The sequence below is a fragment of the Alteromonas sp. OM2203 genome (assembly GCF_048517045.1).
GTDB lineage: Bacteria > Pseudomonadota > Gammaproteobacteria > Enterobacterales > Alteromonadaceae > Alteromonas > Alteromonas gracilis.
The window spans coordinates 110,625-126,057 of sequence record NZ_CP183210.1 but is presented as its reverse complement, the minus strand read 5'-3'; the positions used below and the strand labels follow the sequence as shown (position 1 = coordinate 126,057).

At 45.8% G+C, this 15,433-nt stretch carries 12 protein-coding genes; 6 read left to right on the top strand and 6 right to left on the bottom strand.

Translation table 11 applies throughout. The features are described 5' to 3' along the window. Positions 1-98: 98 nt before the first annotated feature. Entirely contained in the window at positions 99-566 is a 468-nt protein-coding gene (locus ACM0P2_RS20445; RefSeq protein ID WP_159120503.1) for a hypothetical protein, read from the bottom strand. A gap of 132 nt (positions 567-698) precedes the next feature. Here ACM0P2_RS20445 and ACM0P2_RS20440 point away from each other — a divergent pair, with 132 nt between their 5' ends. Further along, positions 699-1,853, top strand: a complete 1,155-nt coding sequence (locus ACM0P2_RS20440) for an IS110 family transposase (protein ID WP_419227776.1) — start codon at positions 699-701, stop codon at positions 1,851-1,853. 1,125 nt (positions 1,854-2,978) lie between these two features. Here ACM0P2_RS20440 and ACM0P2_RS20435 read toward each other — a convergent pair. Both ACM0P2_RS20435 and ACM0P2_RS20430 read right to left on the bottom strand, forming a co-directional pair. Further along, a complete protein-coding gene (locus ACM0P2_RS20435) occupies positions 2,979-3,314 on the bottom strand; it encodes an SMI1/KNR4 family protein (protein ID WP_159120509.1) in 336 nt (111 codons plus the stop codon). Positions 3,315-3,450: 136 nt separating this feature from the next. Continuing rightward, positions 3,451-3,810, bottom strand: coding sequence for a hypothetical protein (locus tag ACM0P2_RS20430; protein WP_419227775.1), 360 nt, complete (start codon positions 3,808-3,810; stop codon positions 3,451-3,453). Positions 3,811-3,937: 127 nt separating this feature from the next. Here ACM0P2_RS20430 and ACM0P2_RS20425 point away from each other — a divergent pair, with 127 nt between their 5' ends. Both ACM0P2_RS20425 and ltrA read left to right on the top strand, forming a co-directional pair. Continuing rightward, positions 3,938-5,092 (top strand): IS110 family transposase, encoded by a 1,155-nt coding sequence (locus ACM0P2_RS20425; RefSeq protein ID WP_419227249.1) that lies wholly within the window; start codon positions 3,938-3,940, stop codon positions 5,090-5,092. Positions 5,093-6,455: 1,363 nt separating this feature from the next. Then, positions 6,456-7,769, top strand: coding sequence for a group II intron reverse transcriptase/maturase (ltrA, locus tag ACM0P2_RS20420; protein WP_173361254.1), 1,314 nt, complete (start codon positions 6,456-6,458; stop codon positions 7,767-7,769). Between the two features lie 68 nt (positions 7,770-7,837). On the opposite strand, the gene ACM0P2_RS20415 is transcribed toward ltrA, so the two are convergent. Then, positions 7,838-8,194 (bottom strand): hypothetical protein, encoded by a 357-nt coding sequence (locus tag ACM0P2_RS20415; RefSeq protein ID WP_419227774.1) that lies wholly within the window; start codon positions 8,192-8,194, stop codon positions 7,838-7,840. Positions 8,195-8,459: 265 nt separating this feature from the next. Here ACM0P2_RS20415 and ACM0P2_RS20410 point away from each other — a divergent pair, with 265 nt between their 5' ends. Continuing rightward, complete coding sequence (locus ACM0P2_RS20410) at positions 8,460-9,614, top strand: IS110 family transposase (protein WP_419227249.1); 1,155 nt, start codon at positions 8,460-8,462, stop codon at positions 9,612-9,614. A gap of 427 nt (positions 9,615-10,041) precedes the next feature. Here ACM0P2_RS20410 and ACM0P2_RS20405 read toward each other — a convergent pair whose 3' ends face one another. Then, positions 10,042-10,506: a hypothetical protein gene (locus tag ACM0P2_RS20405; RefSeq protein WP_419227773.1), complete on the bottom strand. Its 465-nt coding sequence runs from the start codon at positions 10,504-10,506 to the stop codon at positions 10,042-10,044. Between the two features lie 1,688 nt (positions 10,507-12,194). Between ACM0P2_RS20405 and ACM0P2_RS20400 the strand changes: the two genes are divergently transcribed. Next, positions 12,195-13,160 (top strand): integron integrase, encoded by a 966-nt coding sequence (locus ACM0P2_RS20400; protein ID WP_159119839.1) that lies wholly within the window; start codon positions 12,195-12,197, stop codon positions 13,158-13,160. Positions 13,161-13,371: 211 nt separating this feature from the next. On the opposite strand, the gene ACM0P2_RS20395 is transcribed toward ACM0P2_RS20400, so the two are convergent. Further along, positions 13,372-14,280, bottom strand: coding sequence for a LysR family transcriptional regulator (locus tag ACM0P2_RS20395; protein ID WP_159119840.1), 909 nt, complete (start codon positions 14,278-14,280; stop codon positions 13,372-13,374). A gap of 99 nt (positions 14,281-14,379) precedes the next feature. Between ACM0P2_RS20395 and ACM0P2_RS20390 the strand changes: the two genes are divergently transcribed. After that, positions 14,380-15,183, top strand: a complete 804-nt coding sequence (locus ACM0P2_RS20390) for a TSUP family transporter (RefSeq protein WP_159119841.1) — start codon at positions 14,380-14,382, stop codon at positions 15,181-15,183. Positions 15,184-15,433 lie beyond the last annotated feature (250 nt).

The following is a 15,433-nucleotide window of genomic DNA, read 5'->3' as shown; positions in this document are numbered from 1 at the left end:
ACCTAACTTTTAAATAAGGGGCGCAGACATGTGGGGCGTAATGGCGAAGCCGCCCCGCGTGTATGCGTCCCAGCGAACGCAGTGACTTAATTTTTTTGTTAGGTGACATTAGTGCTTCGGACTTTCCTGTAACGCATAGAAAGAACCGAAAGAATGCCACATATAATACCTGTGCTTATTGCTCCATGTAAGCCAAAAGCAACTATAAGCGGCCGCAATACGAATAGGTGAATAATAAGCGCTGGTATAAGTGCAACAGCGAATATTTTAAGCTTAATCGTTGATTCAAATGGAGAGTTGCAGTGTGGACATGTTTTTGTCTTTCCCCATTTATTAGCAGTTTTAGAGAAGAGCCCTATTTTCTTTTCACAGGTCGGACATTTGAAGAATTGTTCGTTTGGTTCAAAATCATCACTAACTGTATTTAAGATGCTTTTCTCTGATGTTTGTCGCGAAGCTAATTCGACTTTTATTCGCTCTACCCGATCTGGGAAACTTTCCTTATCTATATTGTCTAGAGCATCTTCTAGCTCTGAGGTCGAGTACTCTGAATAATTTGGTTCCATCTACTAAATTCTCCTTGTCACCTAGACACAATGACTCCCTGTAAAAGTGCTAGCCCCCGCATTTTCGTGGGTTAACTTTTCAGCCAGAGCCATAATTAGTTTGTTCAATACTAAATCAATTTGGAGGCTAGCATGAACAAACATAGCATGATTTTTATCGGGTTGGATACGCATAAAGAGTTTCATGAGGTTGCTTATTGTGAAGAACAGCGTGGAGCGACGCCGGTTCATTATGGGCGTATTCCTTCATCTAAGGTCAGTGTTAAAAAGCTGCTCCGCCAGTTTGAATCCAAATATCCTAGCGCAACGCTTCACGTTGTTTATGAAGCTGGACCGTGTGGTTATTGGATTTACCGGCTGATTACGAGCTTGGGACATTGTTGCTATGTCGTGGCTCCGTCTCTTATTCCCAAAAAGCCGGGAGAGCGAATTAAAACCGACCGCCGAGATGCGCTTAAACTCGTTAGGTCACTTAAGTCTGAAGACCTTACACCCATCTATGTGCCTGAACCAGAGGATGAGGCTGTTCGGGATTTATCCCGTGCTCGTGAAGCGGCAATGAAGGATTTAAAAGAAGCAAAGTATCAACTCAAAGCCTTATTACTTCGCAACAATATACGTTATGAAGGCACTGCCAACTGGTCGAAGAAGCACCTGCGCTGGCTCACCGAACTGATTTTGCCTCACCCAGCCCAGCAAATTGTCTTACAGGAACAACTGCAAACCATTGAGGAACGTATCCGGCGACTGGAAAGGCTCGACAACGAGTTAACCCACCATGTACACCAATGGCGTTATTATCCAGTAGTGAAAGCCGTTCAGGCGATGCGCGGCGTTCGATTGCTCGTTGCTGTTGGTGTGGTGGCAGAGCTCGGTGACTTACACCGCTTCGACCATCCCAGAAAGCTCATGGCTTATCTGGGCTTAGTTCCCAGTGAACAATCATCAGGTGGAAAGCGACACTTAGGAGCCATTACAAAAGCAGGAAATGGCCGAGCAAGGCGTTTACTGATTGAGGGGGCGCACAGCTACCGTTATCCGGCCAATGTCTCTACAGAATTACAGTTAAGGCAGGAAGGCTTACCTAAAGACATCGTTGATATTGCCTGGAAAGCACAGCTTCGTTTGTGCAAACGCTATCAGCGCATGAGCAAAAAAGGTAAGCACTACAATTTAATCATCACCGCGATTGCCAGAGAGATGGCAGCTTATACCTGGGCTATCGCAAAAGAAGTGGTACTTACTCCGGTTAATCCAAAACTAAGGTTAAGCCGAGTACCTGCATGACAAACGAGTTTGAGCTAACGCATTCGGATCAGGCCGCGGAATGTGGCACAACCTACGAGGGCGTTATGATGGCAATCACTTAATGGTGATTGATCCACGAGCATAGACTGATGAGAAGGTGCTACGGCGGAACATGTAAGGTCAGCTCTGCTTATTCAATGAATAAGTAACCTACGAATACCAGCATACCAACCGACGACATTACTGCCTCATCCGGTGCGTTAGCTCATTTATTTTAAGTGAGAAACAAAGCTAATTATGGACTGAAAGAATGTCAGGGATACGCTCGTTCAGGGTTGACAAAGGGAGTCATACCAACGCCCCACTTAGGGGCACAAATACGCAGGCTATAATACGGAGCGAAGCGAAGGGAGCCTGCGTGTTTGTGTCCCAACGAGCGCCAGCGAGTGACTACAGTGGCTTGTGTACGCCCAGCATGGGCATGAACTAATGAGGTGAAAGTCCTCTGTAGGAAGATCACCGTTGTTTAACACATTGTTATTCAACGCTAACTACTAGCGAATGGCAAGGGCTAAATCGTGAGAGATAGTCTGGAGGAAGCCGCTAGCAAATCTGCGAGCTGATGAACAAGAACATCATATGAGGCGTAGGCTGAAGGTGAGTTGGCACAAGACAACGAAACCATGTGATCTAACGGCCACCGTAAATGATGCAGCAGTGCAGAGACAGTGCATGTCCTTATCTGGGGAGATCTGCTTTACGAGCGGTCGGTAAACACCAGTGAGGCTCTGGTTTACAAGTGCCTTGGCGCAGAGGAAACGCATCATCCACTGCGAGCGAACTTGATGCAAACCGATAGCGCTGTCTCAGGCAACTGTGGCGGTGATAAAGCAGAAGTCAGCAGACGGCATAGTAGCCAAATGCCCATCGTAATGGTTGGGACACGGTGAAGGCCTGACCCTGAAAATCAATTAGGAGCCTGTGCAGCTCACTTGTTTCATATCCGACCGGACTTAGGAACAGTGGCGCAAAATCAGAAGCCATAATTGGAGCATGAAGGAGCTAATCGGCCATCATGCTTTAAACATTTTCAGGAAACGCCCTGTGCGGAGCCGCATGCAGGGTGTTGTGGGGGCCGAGGGTTAGAGACCCTTGGCTACCCGATTAGCTTTCACTCTTTTTTCCGTGCTCTTTTGCGAACTCGGGGTTAATCCATACAGAAACAACATCATCGGTATTTAAAGCGACTTCTGGTGGTTCAAAACAAGATTTTCTGAATTCTGAAATTGAGTCACTTATGAGAGTTTTTTCGTTTATTTCGTGGTCCCAAAAATAAATTTTCGATTTGAACTCTATGAAGTAGTTACCACACTCATCCTCAGCAAGGACATTGTAATTAAATAATTCGGCAGGATATGGCTTTGTCGCAGCCCTCACTAACCCATACTCAACGCCATTGTTAGCTCGTACTGCTTTTCCAAAACAACATGTAATTTCCATTTTTACCTCGTGAAAGCTAACACCTAAATATGGGGCACAAACTGGCAGGCTATAATGGCGAAGCCGCCTGACTGTTTGTGTCCCAGCCCGCCTGCGGGCGACATAATTTTTTTGTTAGGTGCGTGCATGAACAAAACTAGTCCTTTTGTGCAAATAAGTCAGAATTTACCATTTTAAGGTAAGGACCAATACCTCCGTTCCAGTTCAAGCCAAACGGTCCTGGAGGGTAGTTTGCAATGAATAACTTAATTGTAGTTGTTTCTTTGTCAAAGCCGTCTACTACCAAATCTGCACATGGCAGAATCTTATCTTCGCCGTAGTACATTTGACTAACCAAGAAATCGGTGGCCGCTTCCCAACCCTCTGCCAATGTAGCAGTTAATGAGGTGAGTCGAATGTTCTGAGTTGGAAGTTCTATTCCAATTTGTAAACTCGCTTTATCGATAGCCTCTTTGAGCGATCCTCTGGTGATTATAGAAAATTCCTTTTCAGTCATTTGCGACTCCTAAGCACCTAGACACAATGACTCCCTGAGAAATGCTAGCCTCCGCATTTTCGTGGGTTAACTTTTCAGCCAGAGCCATAATTAGTTTGTTCAATACTAAATCAATTTGGAGGCTAGCATGAACAAACATAGCATGATTTTTATCGGGTTGGATACGCATAAAGAGTTTCATGAGGTTGCTTATTGTGAAGAACAGCGTGGAGCGACACCAGTTCATTATGGGCGTATTCCCTCGTCTAAGGTCAGTGTAAAGAAGCTGCTCCGCCAGTTTGAATCCAAATATCCTGGCGCAACGCTTCACGTTGTTTATGAAGCTGGACCGTGTGGTTATTGGATTTACCGGCTGATTACGAGCTTGGGACATTGTTGCTATGTCGTGGCTCCATCTCTTATCCCTAAAAAGCCAGGGGAGCGAATTAAAACCGATCGCAGGGATGCGCTTAAACTCGTTAGGTCACTAAAATCTGAAGACCTTACACCCATCTATGTGCCTGAGCCGGAGGATGAAGCAGTTCGAGATTTGTCCCGAGCCCGTGAAGCAGCAATGAAGGATTTAAAAGAAGCCAAGTATCAGCTTAAAGCCTTACTGCTTCGCAACAACATTCGTTACGAAGGCACGGCCAATTGGTCCAAGAAGCATCTGCGCTGGCTTACCGAACTCATATTGCCTCATCCTGCCCAGCAAATTGTCTTGCAGGAACAATTGCAAACCATAGAAGAGCGTATTCGCCGGCTAGAAAGGCTCGACAATGAGTTAACCCATCACGTTCACCAGTGGCGTTATTATCCTGTGGTGAAGGCTATTCAGGCTATGCGTGGCGTTCGATTGCTAGTCGCCGTTGGTGTGGTGGCAGAGCTTGGTGATTTACACCGCTTCGATCACCCAAGAAAACTCATGGCGTATTTAGGTTTAGTGCCCAGCGAACAATCCTCCGGTGGTAAACGTCACTTAGGTGCCATTACCAAAGCAGGTAACGGCAGAGCAAGGCGTCTACTAATTGAAGGTGCGCACAGCTATCGCTATCCAGCGAATGTCTCTACCGAATTACAGTTAAGGCAAGAAGGCTTACCCAAAGACATCGTCGATATTGCTTGGAAAGCACAATTGCGTCTGTGCAAACGCTATCATCGTATGAGTAAAAAAGGTAAACACTACAATTTAATCATTACCGCGATAGCTAGGGAGATGGCGGCTTACATATGGGCCATTGCAAAGGAAGTGGTACTTACTCCGGTTAATCCAAAACTAAGACTGAGCCGAGTACCTGCATGATAAACGAGTTTGAGCTAACGCATTCGGATCAGGCCGCGGGATGTGGCACAACCTACGAGGGCGTTATGATGGCAATCACTTAATCGTGATTGACCCACGAGCATAGACTGATGAGAAGGTGCTACGGCGGAACATGTAAGGTCAGCACTGCTCATTCAACGAATGAGTAACCTACGAATACCAGCATACTAACCGACGACATTACTGCCTCATCCGGTGCGTTAGCTCATTTATTTTAAGTGAGAAACAAAGCTAATTATGGACTGAAAGAATGTCAGGGATACGCTCGTTCAGGGTTGACAAAGGGAGTCATACCAACGCTAAGCTTTGGGGCGCTAACATGGGGCTATAATCGCGAAGCGGCCCCGTGTTAGCGTCCCAGCGACCGGAGGGAGTGCCAACAGCGTTTTGTTAGGCGTACAAAGGAACGTACGCAGCTTTGCTGCCACCACTAGCCAAATAGACCGCGTGTTTAAATTATTGAATTTAAGATAAAACAACCTAGTGCGAAATGCCAGATGTTAACGACATTGCTGGATAAAAGAGCGAGTTTAGATAACTTGTATTGTTAAATGTTGGCGTTGCGGTGTTTATGAAAAGCACGTTGCTAAAGTCGCTTAAACAGCAATATGTGCTAGCCGCAAAGACAACCTAGCGAAACAACCTTGATGCTGGAATGTCACGGTTGAACCCACATATTAATGCTGTAAGTAAATGACGCCTAACTTTTAAATAAGGGGCGCAGGCATGTGGGGCATAATGGCGAAGCCGCCCCGCATGTATGCGTCCCAGCGAACGAAGTGAGTGACTTAATTTTTTTGTGTACGCCCAGCATGGGCATGAACTAATGAGGTGAAAGTCCTCTGTAGGAAGGTCACCATCCTTAGCGATTAATATTGCTATTAGATGATAACTACTAGCGAATGGCAAGGGCAAACCCGTGAGGGCTTGTCTGGAGGAAGCCGCTAGCAAATCTGCGAGCTGATGAACAAGAACATCATATGAGGCGTAGGCTGAAGGTGAGTTGGCACAAGACAACGAAACCATGTGACTTAACGGCTACCGTAAATGATGCAGCAGTGCAGAGACAGTGCATGCTCTTATCTGGGGAGATCTGCTTAACAAGCGATCGGTAATTAACCAGTGAGGTTCTGGTATACAAGTGCCTTGGCTTTTCAGCGTCATCGACTGGAAGGAGCGAACTAGATGAAAACCGATAGCGCCTACAAGGGTAACCTTGAAGGTGATTAAGTAGAAGTCAGCAGACGGCATAGTAGCCAAACGCCCATCGTAATGGTTGGGACACGGTGAAGGCCTGAATACTTAGATCAAAGGAGGAGCCTTATTGAACTTGAATACACGAATGCCGACCGGTAGTGACGTGACTCAGCGTATCGATAAGCAGCCAGCCTTTAGTGCTGATCTACTTGTGCTCATTCTCCGACCCGCTAATATTCTAGCTGCGTGGAAACGAGTTCGAGCCAATAAGGGGGCCGCTGGCATCGATGGCATGTCCATTGATGATTTCCCTGCTTGGGCAAAACAGGGCAACTGGAAACGTATTATGAATGAGCTCCACTCAGGCCAATACCAACCTTCACCTGTTAGACGCGTGGAAATTGATAAACCCGATGGCGGTAAACGCCAACTAGGTATTCCTACCGTCTTCGACAGGGTTATCCAACAAGCTATTGCTCAAGTGTTAACGCCCATCTTCGACCCAACCTTCTCAGACAACAGTTTTGGGTTTAGGCCAAACCGAAATGGGCAACAAGCGGTGAAGCAGGTACAAAGCATCATTAAAATGGGACGCCGTTTTACTGTAGATGTGGACCTGTCAAAGTTCTTCGACCGCGTTAATCACGATTTACTCATGACCCACCTTGGCTATAAAGTGAAGGATAAGCGATTGCTTAAATTGATTAAACGCTACTTGCGAGCTGGGGTTATCGATAACCAGCTTTATAGTGAGAGCCGAGAAGGTGTTCCTCAAGGCGGGCCGTTATCACCCTTACTGGCGAACATTATGCTCGACCCTTTGGACAAAGAGCTTGAGAAACGAGGCCATAAGTTTGCTCGCTACGCGGATGACTTCACTATCTTGGTGAATACTCCACGTGCGGGTAAGCGCGTGCTTAGCAGTATCAGCAGCTTCCTGAGTCACCGTCTGAAACTGATCGTGAATTCGGTCAAAAGCCACGTCGTCAAAACCAGTGAAAGCAAGTTCCTTGGATTCACATTCAAGGCAGGTCGCATTCAATGGCACCCAAAGACATTGCTGAAATTTAAGCAACAGGTCAGACGGTTAACGAACCGTAACTGGGGCGTGTCTATGCACTACCAACTCTCTAAGCTCAGCCAATATTTACGTGGCTGGATAAATTACTTTGGTATCGCTAGTGGCTATCAGCGATGCGTCGATCTAGATCATTGGATCAGGCGCAGAATCAGAATGGCCTATTGGCGACAATGGCGAAAGCCGCGCACCAAAGTGAGACGCTTAATGAAATTGGGTGTGCAAGTTCAGGCCGCAGTTGCGTGTGGTATCACCAGCAAAGGGCCATGGCGCAGTGCTAAAACTCCGGGGGTTAATCAAGCTTTATCACTTGATTACTTAAAATCCGAAGGGCTTTATTCATTGCGTGATGGTTGGATCGCGCTTCACCATTCTAAGTGAAACGCCCTGTGCGGAGCCGCATGCAGGGTGTTGTGGGGGCTGGAGGTTAGATACCTCCGGCTACCCGATTAGGTGGCATTGTTTCCTCGAAGATACACACCAATGTGGTCGCCCGAATACTTGTGATTTTTAAAGTTACCACGTTTTACAATTGGGATAGAGCCTAAAGTGCTGGTTATTTGCTGCTGAAGCTCTGGTGTATTGAAACTTGATTTTTTGGGAACAACTATGAGTGGCGTGAATAAGAAATGAGAAAAGTCTTGATTGCCACTTACTACGGTATATCCACTTTTTTCTAATTTGATTCTTAGGTTAGTTAAGTTTGCTTCGCTAACTCCATCTGAGTGGAGGTGAATAGTTGGTTTGGCGACTGAAGTGCATCCAGTTAACACAATAACAATAAATGACAGTAGTACCGTTTTCATCCCTGACACCTAACGCTAAGCTTTGGGGCGCTAGCACGTTGCTAAAGCCGTTAAGACAACCGAGAAAGCAAGCTGTAAAGACTACCTAGCGAAACAACCTAGATGCTGGAGTGTCACGGTTTAACCTACATTTTAATGCTGTAAGTAAATGACGCCTAGACACAATGACTCCCTGAGAAATGCTAGCCTCCGCATTTTCGTGGGTTAACTTTTCAGCCAGAGCCATAATTAGTTTGTTCAATACTAAATCAATTTGGAGGCTAGCATGAACAAACATAGCATGATTTTTATCGGGTTGGATACGCATAAAGAGTTTCATGAGGTTGCTTATTGTGAAGAACAGCGTGGAGCGACACCAGTTCATTATGGGCGTATTCCCTCGTCTAAGGTCAGTGTAAAGAAGCTGCTCCGCCAGTTTGAATCCAAATATCCTGGCGCAACGCTTCACGTTGTTTATGAAGCTGGACCGTGTGGTTATTGGATTTACCGGCTGATTACGAGCTTGGGACATTGTTGCTATGTCGTGGCTCCATCTCTTATCCCTAAAAAGCCAGGGGAGCGAATTAAAACCGATCGCAGGGATGCGCTTAAACTCGTTAGGTCACTAAAATCTGAAGACCTTACACCCATCTATGTGCCTGAGCCGGAGGATGAAGCAGTTCGAGATTTGTCCCGAGCCCGTGAAGCAGCAATGAAGGATTTAAAAGAAGCCAAGTATCAGCTTAAAGCCTTACTGCTTCGCAACAACATTCGTTACGAAGGCACGGCCAATTGGTCCAAGAAGCATCTGCGCTGGCTTACCGAACTCATATTGCCTCATCCTGCCCAGCAAATTGTCTTGCAGGAACAATTGCAAACCATAGAAGAGCGTATTCGCCGGCTAGAAAGGCTCGACAATGAGTTAACCCATCACGTTCACCAGTGGCGTTATTATCCTGTGGTGAAGGCTATTCAGGCTATGCGTGGCGTTCGATTGCTAGTCGCCGTTGGTGTGGTGGCAGAGCTTGGTGATTTACACCGCTTCGATCACCCAAGAAAACTCATGGCGTATTTAGGTTTAGTGCCCAGCGAACAATCCTCCGGTGGTAAACGTCACTTAGGTGCCATTACCAAAGCAGGTAACGGCAGAGCAAGGCGTCTACTAATTGAAGGTGCGCACAGCTATCGCTATCCAGCGAATGTCTCTACCGAATTACAGTTAAGGCAAGAAGGCTTACCCAAAGACATCGTCGATATTGCTTGGAAAGCACAATTGCGTCTGTGCAAACGCTATCATCGTATGAGTAAAAAAGGTAAACACTACAATTTAATCATTACCGCGATAGCTAGGGAGATGGCGGCTTACATATGGGCCATTGCAAAGGAAGTGGTACTTACTCCGGTTAATCCAAAACTAAGACTGAGCCGAGTACCTGCATGATAAACGAGTTTGAGCTAACGCATTCGGATCAGGCCGCGGGATGTGGCACAACCTACGAGGGCGTTATGATGGCAATCACTTAATCGTGATTGACCCACGAGCATAGACTGATGAGAAGGTGCTACGGCGGAACATGTAAGGTCAGCACTGCTCATTCAACGAATGAGTAACCTACGAATACCAGCATACTAACCGACGACATTACTGCCTCATCCGGTGCGTTAGCTCATTTATTTTAAGTGAGAAACAAAGCTAATTATGGACTGAAAGAATGTCAGGGATACGCTCGTTCAGGGTTGACAAAGGGAGTCATACCAACGCTAAGCTTTGGGGCGCAGGCACGTAGGGCATAATAGCGAAGCGGCCCTGCGTGTTTGCGTCCCAGCGACCGAAGGGAGTGCCAATAGCGTATTGTTATGTGCACTCACTATGAACAACCTTGATTTACAAGGCGCTTAACTAATTTTGATGTTTGCTCTGCCTCTTGAACAAACTGTTGATGACTTTTTCCAAGGAACATGCCGTCGATAGTGAGCTGATAACCGCCGATTAAATTCTTGGAGTGAAGGCTCAAACTAGTATTATTTTCCAAATACGTAAATTCTAAAGATGAGTCTAAAGCGATAACAGGTTGAAACGGTTCATACTCATTGATTGTGCTAATGAGGCACGATGCTTCAATTGGAATTTCGAAGTTCACTCCATAGCCGATCTTATTGTCGATGCTTGAGCATCCGTTTAGTAATAATAAAAGTGAAAGTGTTTGAATTCTCATGTGCACATAACTTCCAAATAAGGGGCGCAGGCGCGTGGGCGAAAATGGCGAAGCCGCCCACGTGTTTGCGTCCCAGCGAGCGGCAGCGAGAGACTTAATTTGTTTGTTATAAGCCATGTTAAATGCAATCTAGCTGTACATAACAGCCTGTTACAACGCCAAAAAATGGCCAAGCCATAGTGTTAACCATTGCTAGACAAGTTGCAATTATATGCCTTGTCTTAGGTTTTACATTTAATGTTAGCCACGAAGCAATATGTAAAACAATTACTGGTACAAAAAACATTATTAGACTGAAGCTGATTAAGGCCATCTGTCTCGTTTCAATGACGTAGTCGGAAGAAGAAAAATATGAATAAATACAACCTACAAAGCCACCAGTAAAAGACAGGAGTATCGTAAACTTGTGTCCATAACAGCGTAAAACGTAATAATTAAGTTCGACCCATAGGAAGGTCAGAACAAAAACAGTTACAAAAAAAGCTGCCAATCTAAAACTCCCTGTGGCTCATAACGCTAAGCTTTGGGGCGCTAGCACGTGGGCTAAAATCCGAACGAAGTGAGTCAGCCCACGTGTTAGCGTCCCAGCGACCGAAGGGAGTGCCAACAGCGTTTTGTTAGGCGTACAAAGGAACGTACGCAGCTTTGCTGCCACCACTAGCCAAATAGACCGCGTGTTTAAATTATTGAATTTAAGATAAAACAACCCTGTGCGAAATGCCAGATGTTAACGACATTGCTGGATAAAAGAGCGAGTTTAGAAGACAGGAGATGTTGGATGTTGGCGTTGCGGTGTTGATGAAAAGCACGTTGCCAAAGCCGTTGAAACTACCGAAAAAGTAAGCTGTAAAGACACCCTAGCGAAACAACCTTGATGCTGAAATGTCACGGTTAAACCCACATTTTAATGCTGTGAGTAAATGACGCCTAACGCTAAGCTTTGGGGCGCTAGCACGTGGGCTAAAATCCGAACGAAGTGAGTCAGCCCACGTGTTAGCGTCCCAGCGACCGAAGGGAGTGCCAACAGCGTTTTGTTAGGCGTACAAAGGAACGTACGCAGCTTTGCTGCCACCACTAGCCAAATAGACCGCGTGTTTAAATTATTGAATTTAAGATAAAACAACCCTGTGCGAAATGCCAGATGTTAACGACATTGCTGGATAAAAGAGCGAGTTTAGAAGACAGGAGATGTTGGATGTTGGCGTTGCGGTGTTGATGAAAAGCACGTTGCCAAAGCCGTTGAAACTACCGAAAAAGTAAGCTGTAAAGACACCCTAGCGAAACAACCTTGATGCTGAAATGTCACGGTTAAACCCACATTTTAATGCTGTGAGTAAATGACGCCTAACATCTTATTATGGAGACTTCACTGTAACACGCAGTAGGTTTCACGCAACAAAACTCCACAAATGTATTGGATATCATCCTCTTACAAGACTGATAACAATTAAATTAAACATCTTTGATGCATATTACTAAGAATTCTCTTTAATAACGGGCACATTTTGTAAGCTAATATTTCATTATCAATAAGTTATCGGTTTTATATGCTTAAATTTGCTGATTACTAAGACTTCTCATTAAATCCAAAGTTAAACTGTGCTCTATTGTCTCTAGAACTGGGGCTTACAGCGTATTTTTGAGGAAATTTCTTGTGTGGTTACTATGAACTCTTATTAATAACATAATATAAACTGACCAATGCTTCTGTATCTACTGGGCTACAACTCCATTTATCCAATTTTATGATGCGTCTTACTGAGACTTCTCAGTAATTACACAACATCATTTATTGGAGGATAGTTATGGGTCAAAGCCCTTTCATAGAAAAAATTCGTGCTATTTTGCGGACTAAGCATTACTCAATTCAGACCGAAAAAACCTACTTACTATGGATAAAGCGTTTTATTATTTTTAATCAAAAACGTCACCCTGAAGAATTGGGTGAGCAGGAAGTGACAAACTTCCTAACATACTTGGCTGTTAAGCGGCATGTAACCTCATCGACCCAAAATCTCGCTCTGTGTGCAATTGTCTTTATGTACAAACATGTGTTTGAACGCGAACTAACCTTGTTGCCAGACACGATTAGGGCCCGCGCTCCCAAACGCATACCAACAGTACTTAGCCATGAGGAAACACTTTCTATCATCAGTCACATGAGTGAGAAGTATCAGTTAGCTTTCTCGTTACTGTATGGATGCGGTTTGCGAAAAGCAGAACTGCTTAAACTACGCGTTAAAGATATCGACTTTGAGGGAAAAAGTGTTTTTGTTTTTCGCGGTAAAGGAGGCAAAGACCGCGTAACTATGTTGCCCAACAACCTTCATGAAGCCCTCAAAAAGCAAATCAATGCAGTAGCGGTTATCCATCAAAGAGATCTTGCTGAAGGTGGCGGTGAAACCAGTCTACCAACAGGGTTAGCTAGAAAATATCCGTATGCGATTAAAGAGTTGAAATGGCAGTATATTTTTCCATCGGCTACTCGGTGTCAACACCCAGTAGATGGTTACTACTGTCGTCATCATTTGCACTGGACATCGTTAACCAAAGCCTTACGAGCAGCGGTTAAGAAAGCTGGAGTAAGAAAGCATGTTACCGCACACACGTTTAGGCATTCCTTTGCAACACAACTTCTTCTCTCTGGGGCTGACATAAGAACAGTTCAAGAGTTGCTGGGGCACAATGACCTGAGAACCACGCAAATCTATACACATGTTATTGGCCAGCATTCCTCGGGCACAATAAGTCCATTAGATAGACGAAACTAACCGTCACTAAAGCGGTTGTAATAAATAATTTTGAGCAACCGCTTTTCATCTAAATAAATCTGCATTGCATTTGTCAGTGAATGTCCGCTTAACGTACTTTTCAGCCTGTACATTTTCAGAGGCACCTCCAGATAAGGAGCCAACGCTCATGATCTGTTAAAGGGAGGTTTAGTGTTAGTTTAGTGCCAAATTGACTAAAACCAAATTCACTCTAAATGGCTAGGCGGGCTGGTAAATGATACTGCACAAACTCCAGAAAGGCGCTGACTTTATCGGAGCGGTGCAGACGCTCAGACGCCACCAGAGCGACAATATCGGCTTCGGCTAACTGGTATTCCGGCAGGACTCTCACCAGGGTGCCTGCTTTGAGCTCTTGTTTTACATCCCATTCCGAACGTTGAATGATTCCTTCTCCCTTAATACACCAATCTTTCGTCACCTGACTGACATTACTGGCCAGAACCGCATTGACACGCACGCTGGTGATTTGTCCGTTGCTGATGTCAGCCAAACGCCACATGGTGGCATCTTCATCATTTTCGCGCAGCGCAATGCAGCGGTGCTGCTCCAGATCTTTCGGCGTGGTTAGCGGTGGAGCGGATTGTAAGTAGTCAGGTGCAGCAAGCATTAAACGACGGTTCTTGGCCAGGATAAGTCGTTTAAGTGAGGAATCCTGCAAGTGACCGATGTAAAACATTATGTCCGGACTATTGTGCTGTGCCCACCTGGGGTTGTCTGACAGGTTGAGTTCAATCCTGGTCAGCGGATACTGGCGCTGAAATTCGGCCGCCAATGGCCCGATGTGCTTTTCACCGAACCCCAAAGACGCCACTAAGCGGATATCACCAGAAATCATCCGTTTGCTGTCAGTGACCTCCTGCGTCAGGTGTTCTAAATCTTGCAGCAGGTTCTGCCCACAACGTGCCAGGGTTTCGCCTTCCGGGGTAAGCGCAATAAAACGCGCACTGCGGTCAACGAGTTTTACCCCCAGCTTGCGCTCAATGTGCTGCAAACGCTGCGATACGCTCGGCGGTGTGACGTTGAGTTTACGTGCGGCCGCCGCCAGTGAGCGGCTGCCGGCGATGTTAATAAAGAATTCGATATCTTGAGAACTGACCATTAAGTTAAACCTTAATGATTAAATAATAATATATTAATTTAACCACATGCTAGCCAGTGATACAAATAGCGCTCTGTCTGCCATTGATGTGAGGAAAACATGCACAGTGACGTTATTTTGAGTGGTGGTGAACTCTTGTCTCACCGCGAATGGGTATACGCGTTTTTATTTGCTGTGGCCATTATTGCCGGGGTAGTAGATGCCATCGCCGGAGGTGGCGGTTTGATCACTGTGCCGAGTTTATTGCTGGCTGGCTTGCCACCCATGGTGGTTTTGGGGACCAACCGGTTACAGGCCGTAATTGGGGAACTGACAACCTCGCTGATGTTTATTGCCAGCCGTCAGTTTCCGTTACAGGGAATGATGATGGGGGTGCTGTTCACTTCAATCGGGGCTTTATCCGGCGCTGTGGCGGTCAGCCTGATCGATAAGGCGGCGCTGGAAGTTTTGCTCCCGGTGTTAATGGTGGCGATTACCCTTTATTCCATTTTCTCTAGGCGTTTAAAAGCAACCGAGGCCATTGAGGCAAAATGGCCTAACCGTAAATTTATGCTGGTCGCTGGATTGCTCATTGGCTTTTATAATGGTTTTTTTGGCCCGGGGACCGGTTCGCTGTGGATGCTCGGCTTTGTTGCTCTGTTAGGTTATACCCTCAAGCAGGCCACAATGGCGACCAAGCCGTTAAACCTGGTCGGTAACATGATTTCTCTGATCCTGTTCATCGCTTTGGGCCAGGTGGACTATAAGCTTGGCTTGTTGATGGCAGCCGGACAGCTTATCGGTTCTGTGGTCGGCAGCAAGTTTGTGATGCGTTTTGGCACGCGGCTAGTGCGTCCAGTGTTTATCTCGGTGACCGTTCTGATGACCAGCAAGCTGATTTACGAGAACTTTGCTAATGTCTAAATAAATGCCTGTATTACACAGGCTGCAACTACCCTAAAGCTAAAGCTCACAGATTACCGCCATCTCGTGCAGAGCGCCTCCACTCACTATTCAATGCGCCAACGGCGGCTTTGCGTACTCTTCGGAAGTTTAATTAAAAATTTGGACGGCTGCTAATGGCACATGGCGGCCTTACGACTTAGGCTAAAATTTCTATTCTCTAACTAAAAAAGCGCCGTATAAAAACGGCGCTTTTTAACACATCAATATA

Coding starts and splice junctions, on each gene's coding strand:
- ACM0P2_RS20445 (WP_159120503.1), bottom strand. CDS start 566: ATGGAACCAAATTATTCAGAGTACTCGACCTCAGAGCTAGAAGATGCT.
- ACM0P2_RS20440 (WP_419227776.1), top strand. CDS start 699: ATGAACAAACATAGCATGATTTTTATCGGGTTGGATACGCATAAAGAG.
- ACM0P2_RS20435 (WP_159120509.1), bottom strand. CDS start 3,314: ATGGAAATTACATGTTGTTTTGGAAAAGCAGTACGAGCTAACAATGGC.
- ACM0P2_RS20430 (WP_419227775.1), bottom strand. CDS start 3,810: ATGACTGAAAAGGAATTTTCTATAATCACCAGAGGATCGCTCAAAGAG.
- ACM0P2_RS20425 (WP_419227249.1), top strand. CDS start 3,938: ATGAACAAACATAGCATGATTTTTATCGGGTTGGATACGCATAAAGAG.
- ltrA (WP_173361254.1), top strand. CDS start 6,456: ATGCCGACCGGTAGTGACGTGACTCAGCGTATCGATAAGCAGCCAGCC.
- ACM0P2_RS20415 (WP_419227774.1), bottom strand. CDS start 8,194: ATGAAAACGGTACTACTGTCATTTATTGTTATTGTGTTAACTGGATGC.
- ACM0P2_RS20410 (WP_419227249.1), top strand. CDS start 8,460: ATGAACAAACATAGCATGATTTTTATCGGGTTGGATACGCATAAAGAG.
- ACM0P2_RS20405 (WP_419227773.1), bottom strand. CDS start 10,506: ATGGCTTATAACAAACAAATTAAGTCTCTCGCTGCCGCTCGCTGGGAC.
- ACM0P2_RS20400 (WP_159119839.1), top strand. CDS start 12,195: ATGGGTCAAAGCCCTTTCATAGAAAAAATTCGTGCTATTTTGCGGACT.
- ACM0P2_RS20395 (WP_159119840.1), bottom strand. CDS start 14,280: ATGGTCAGTTCTCAAGATATCGAATTCTTTATTAACATCGCCGGCAGC.
- ACM0P2_RS20390 (WP_159119841.1), top strand. CDS start 14,380: ATGCACAGTGACGTTATTTTGAGTGGTGGTGAACTCTTGTCTCACCGC.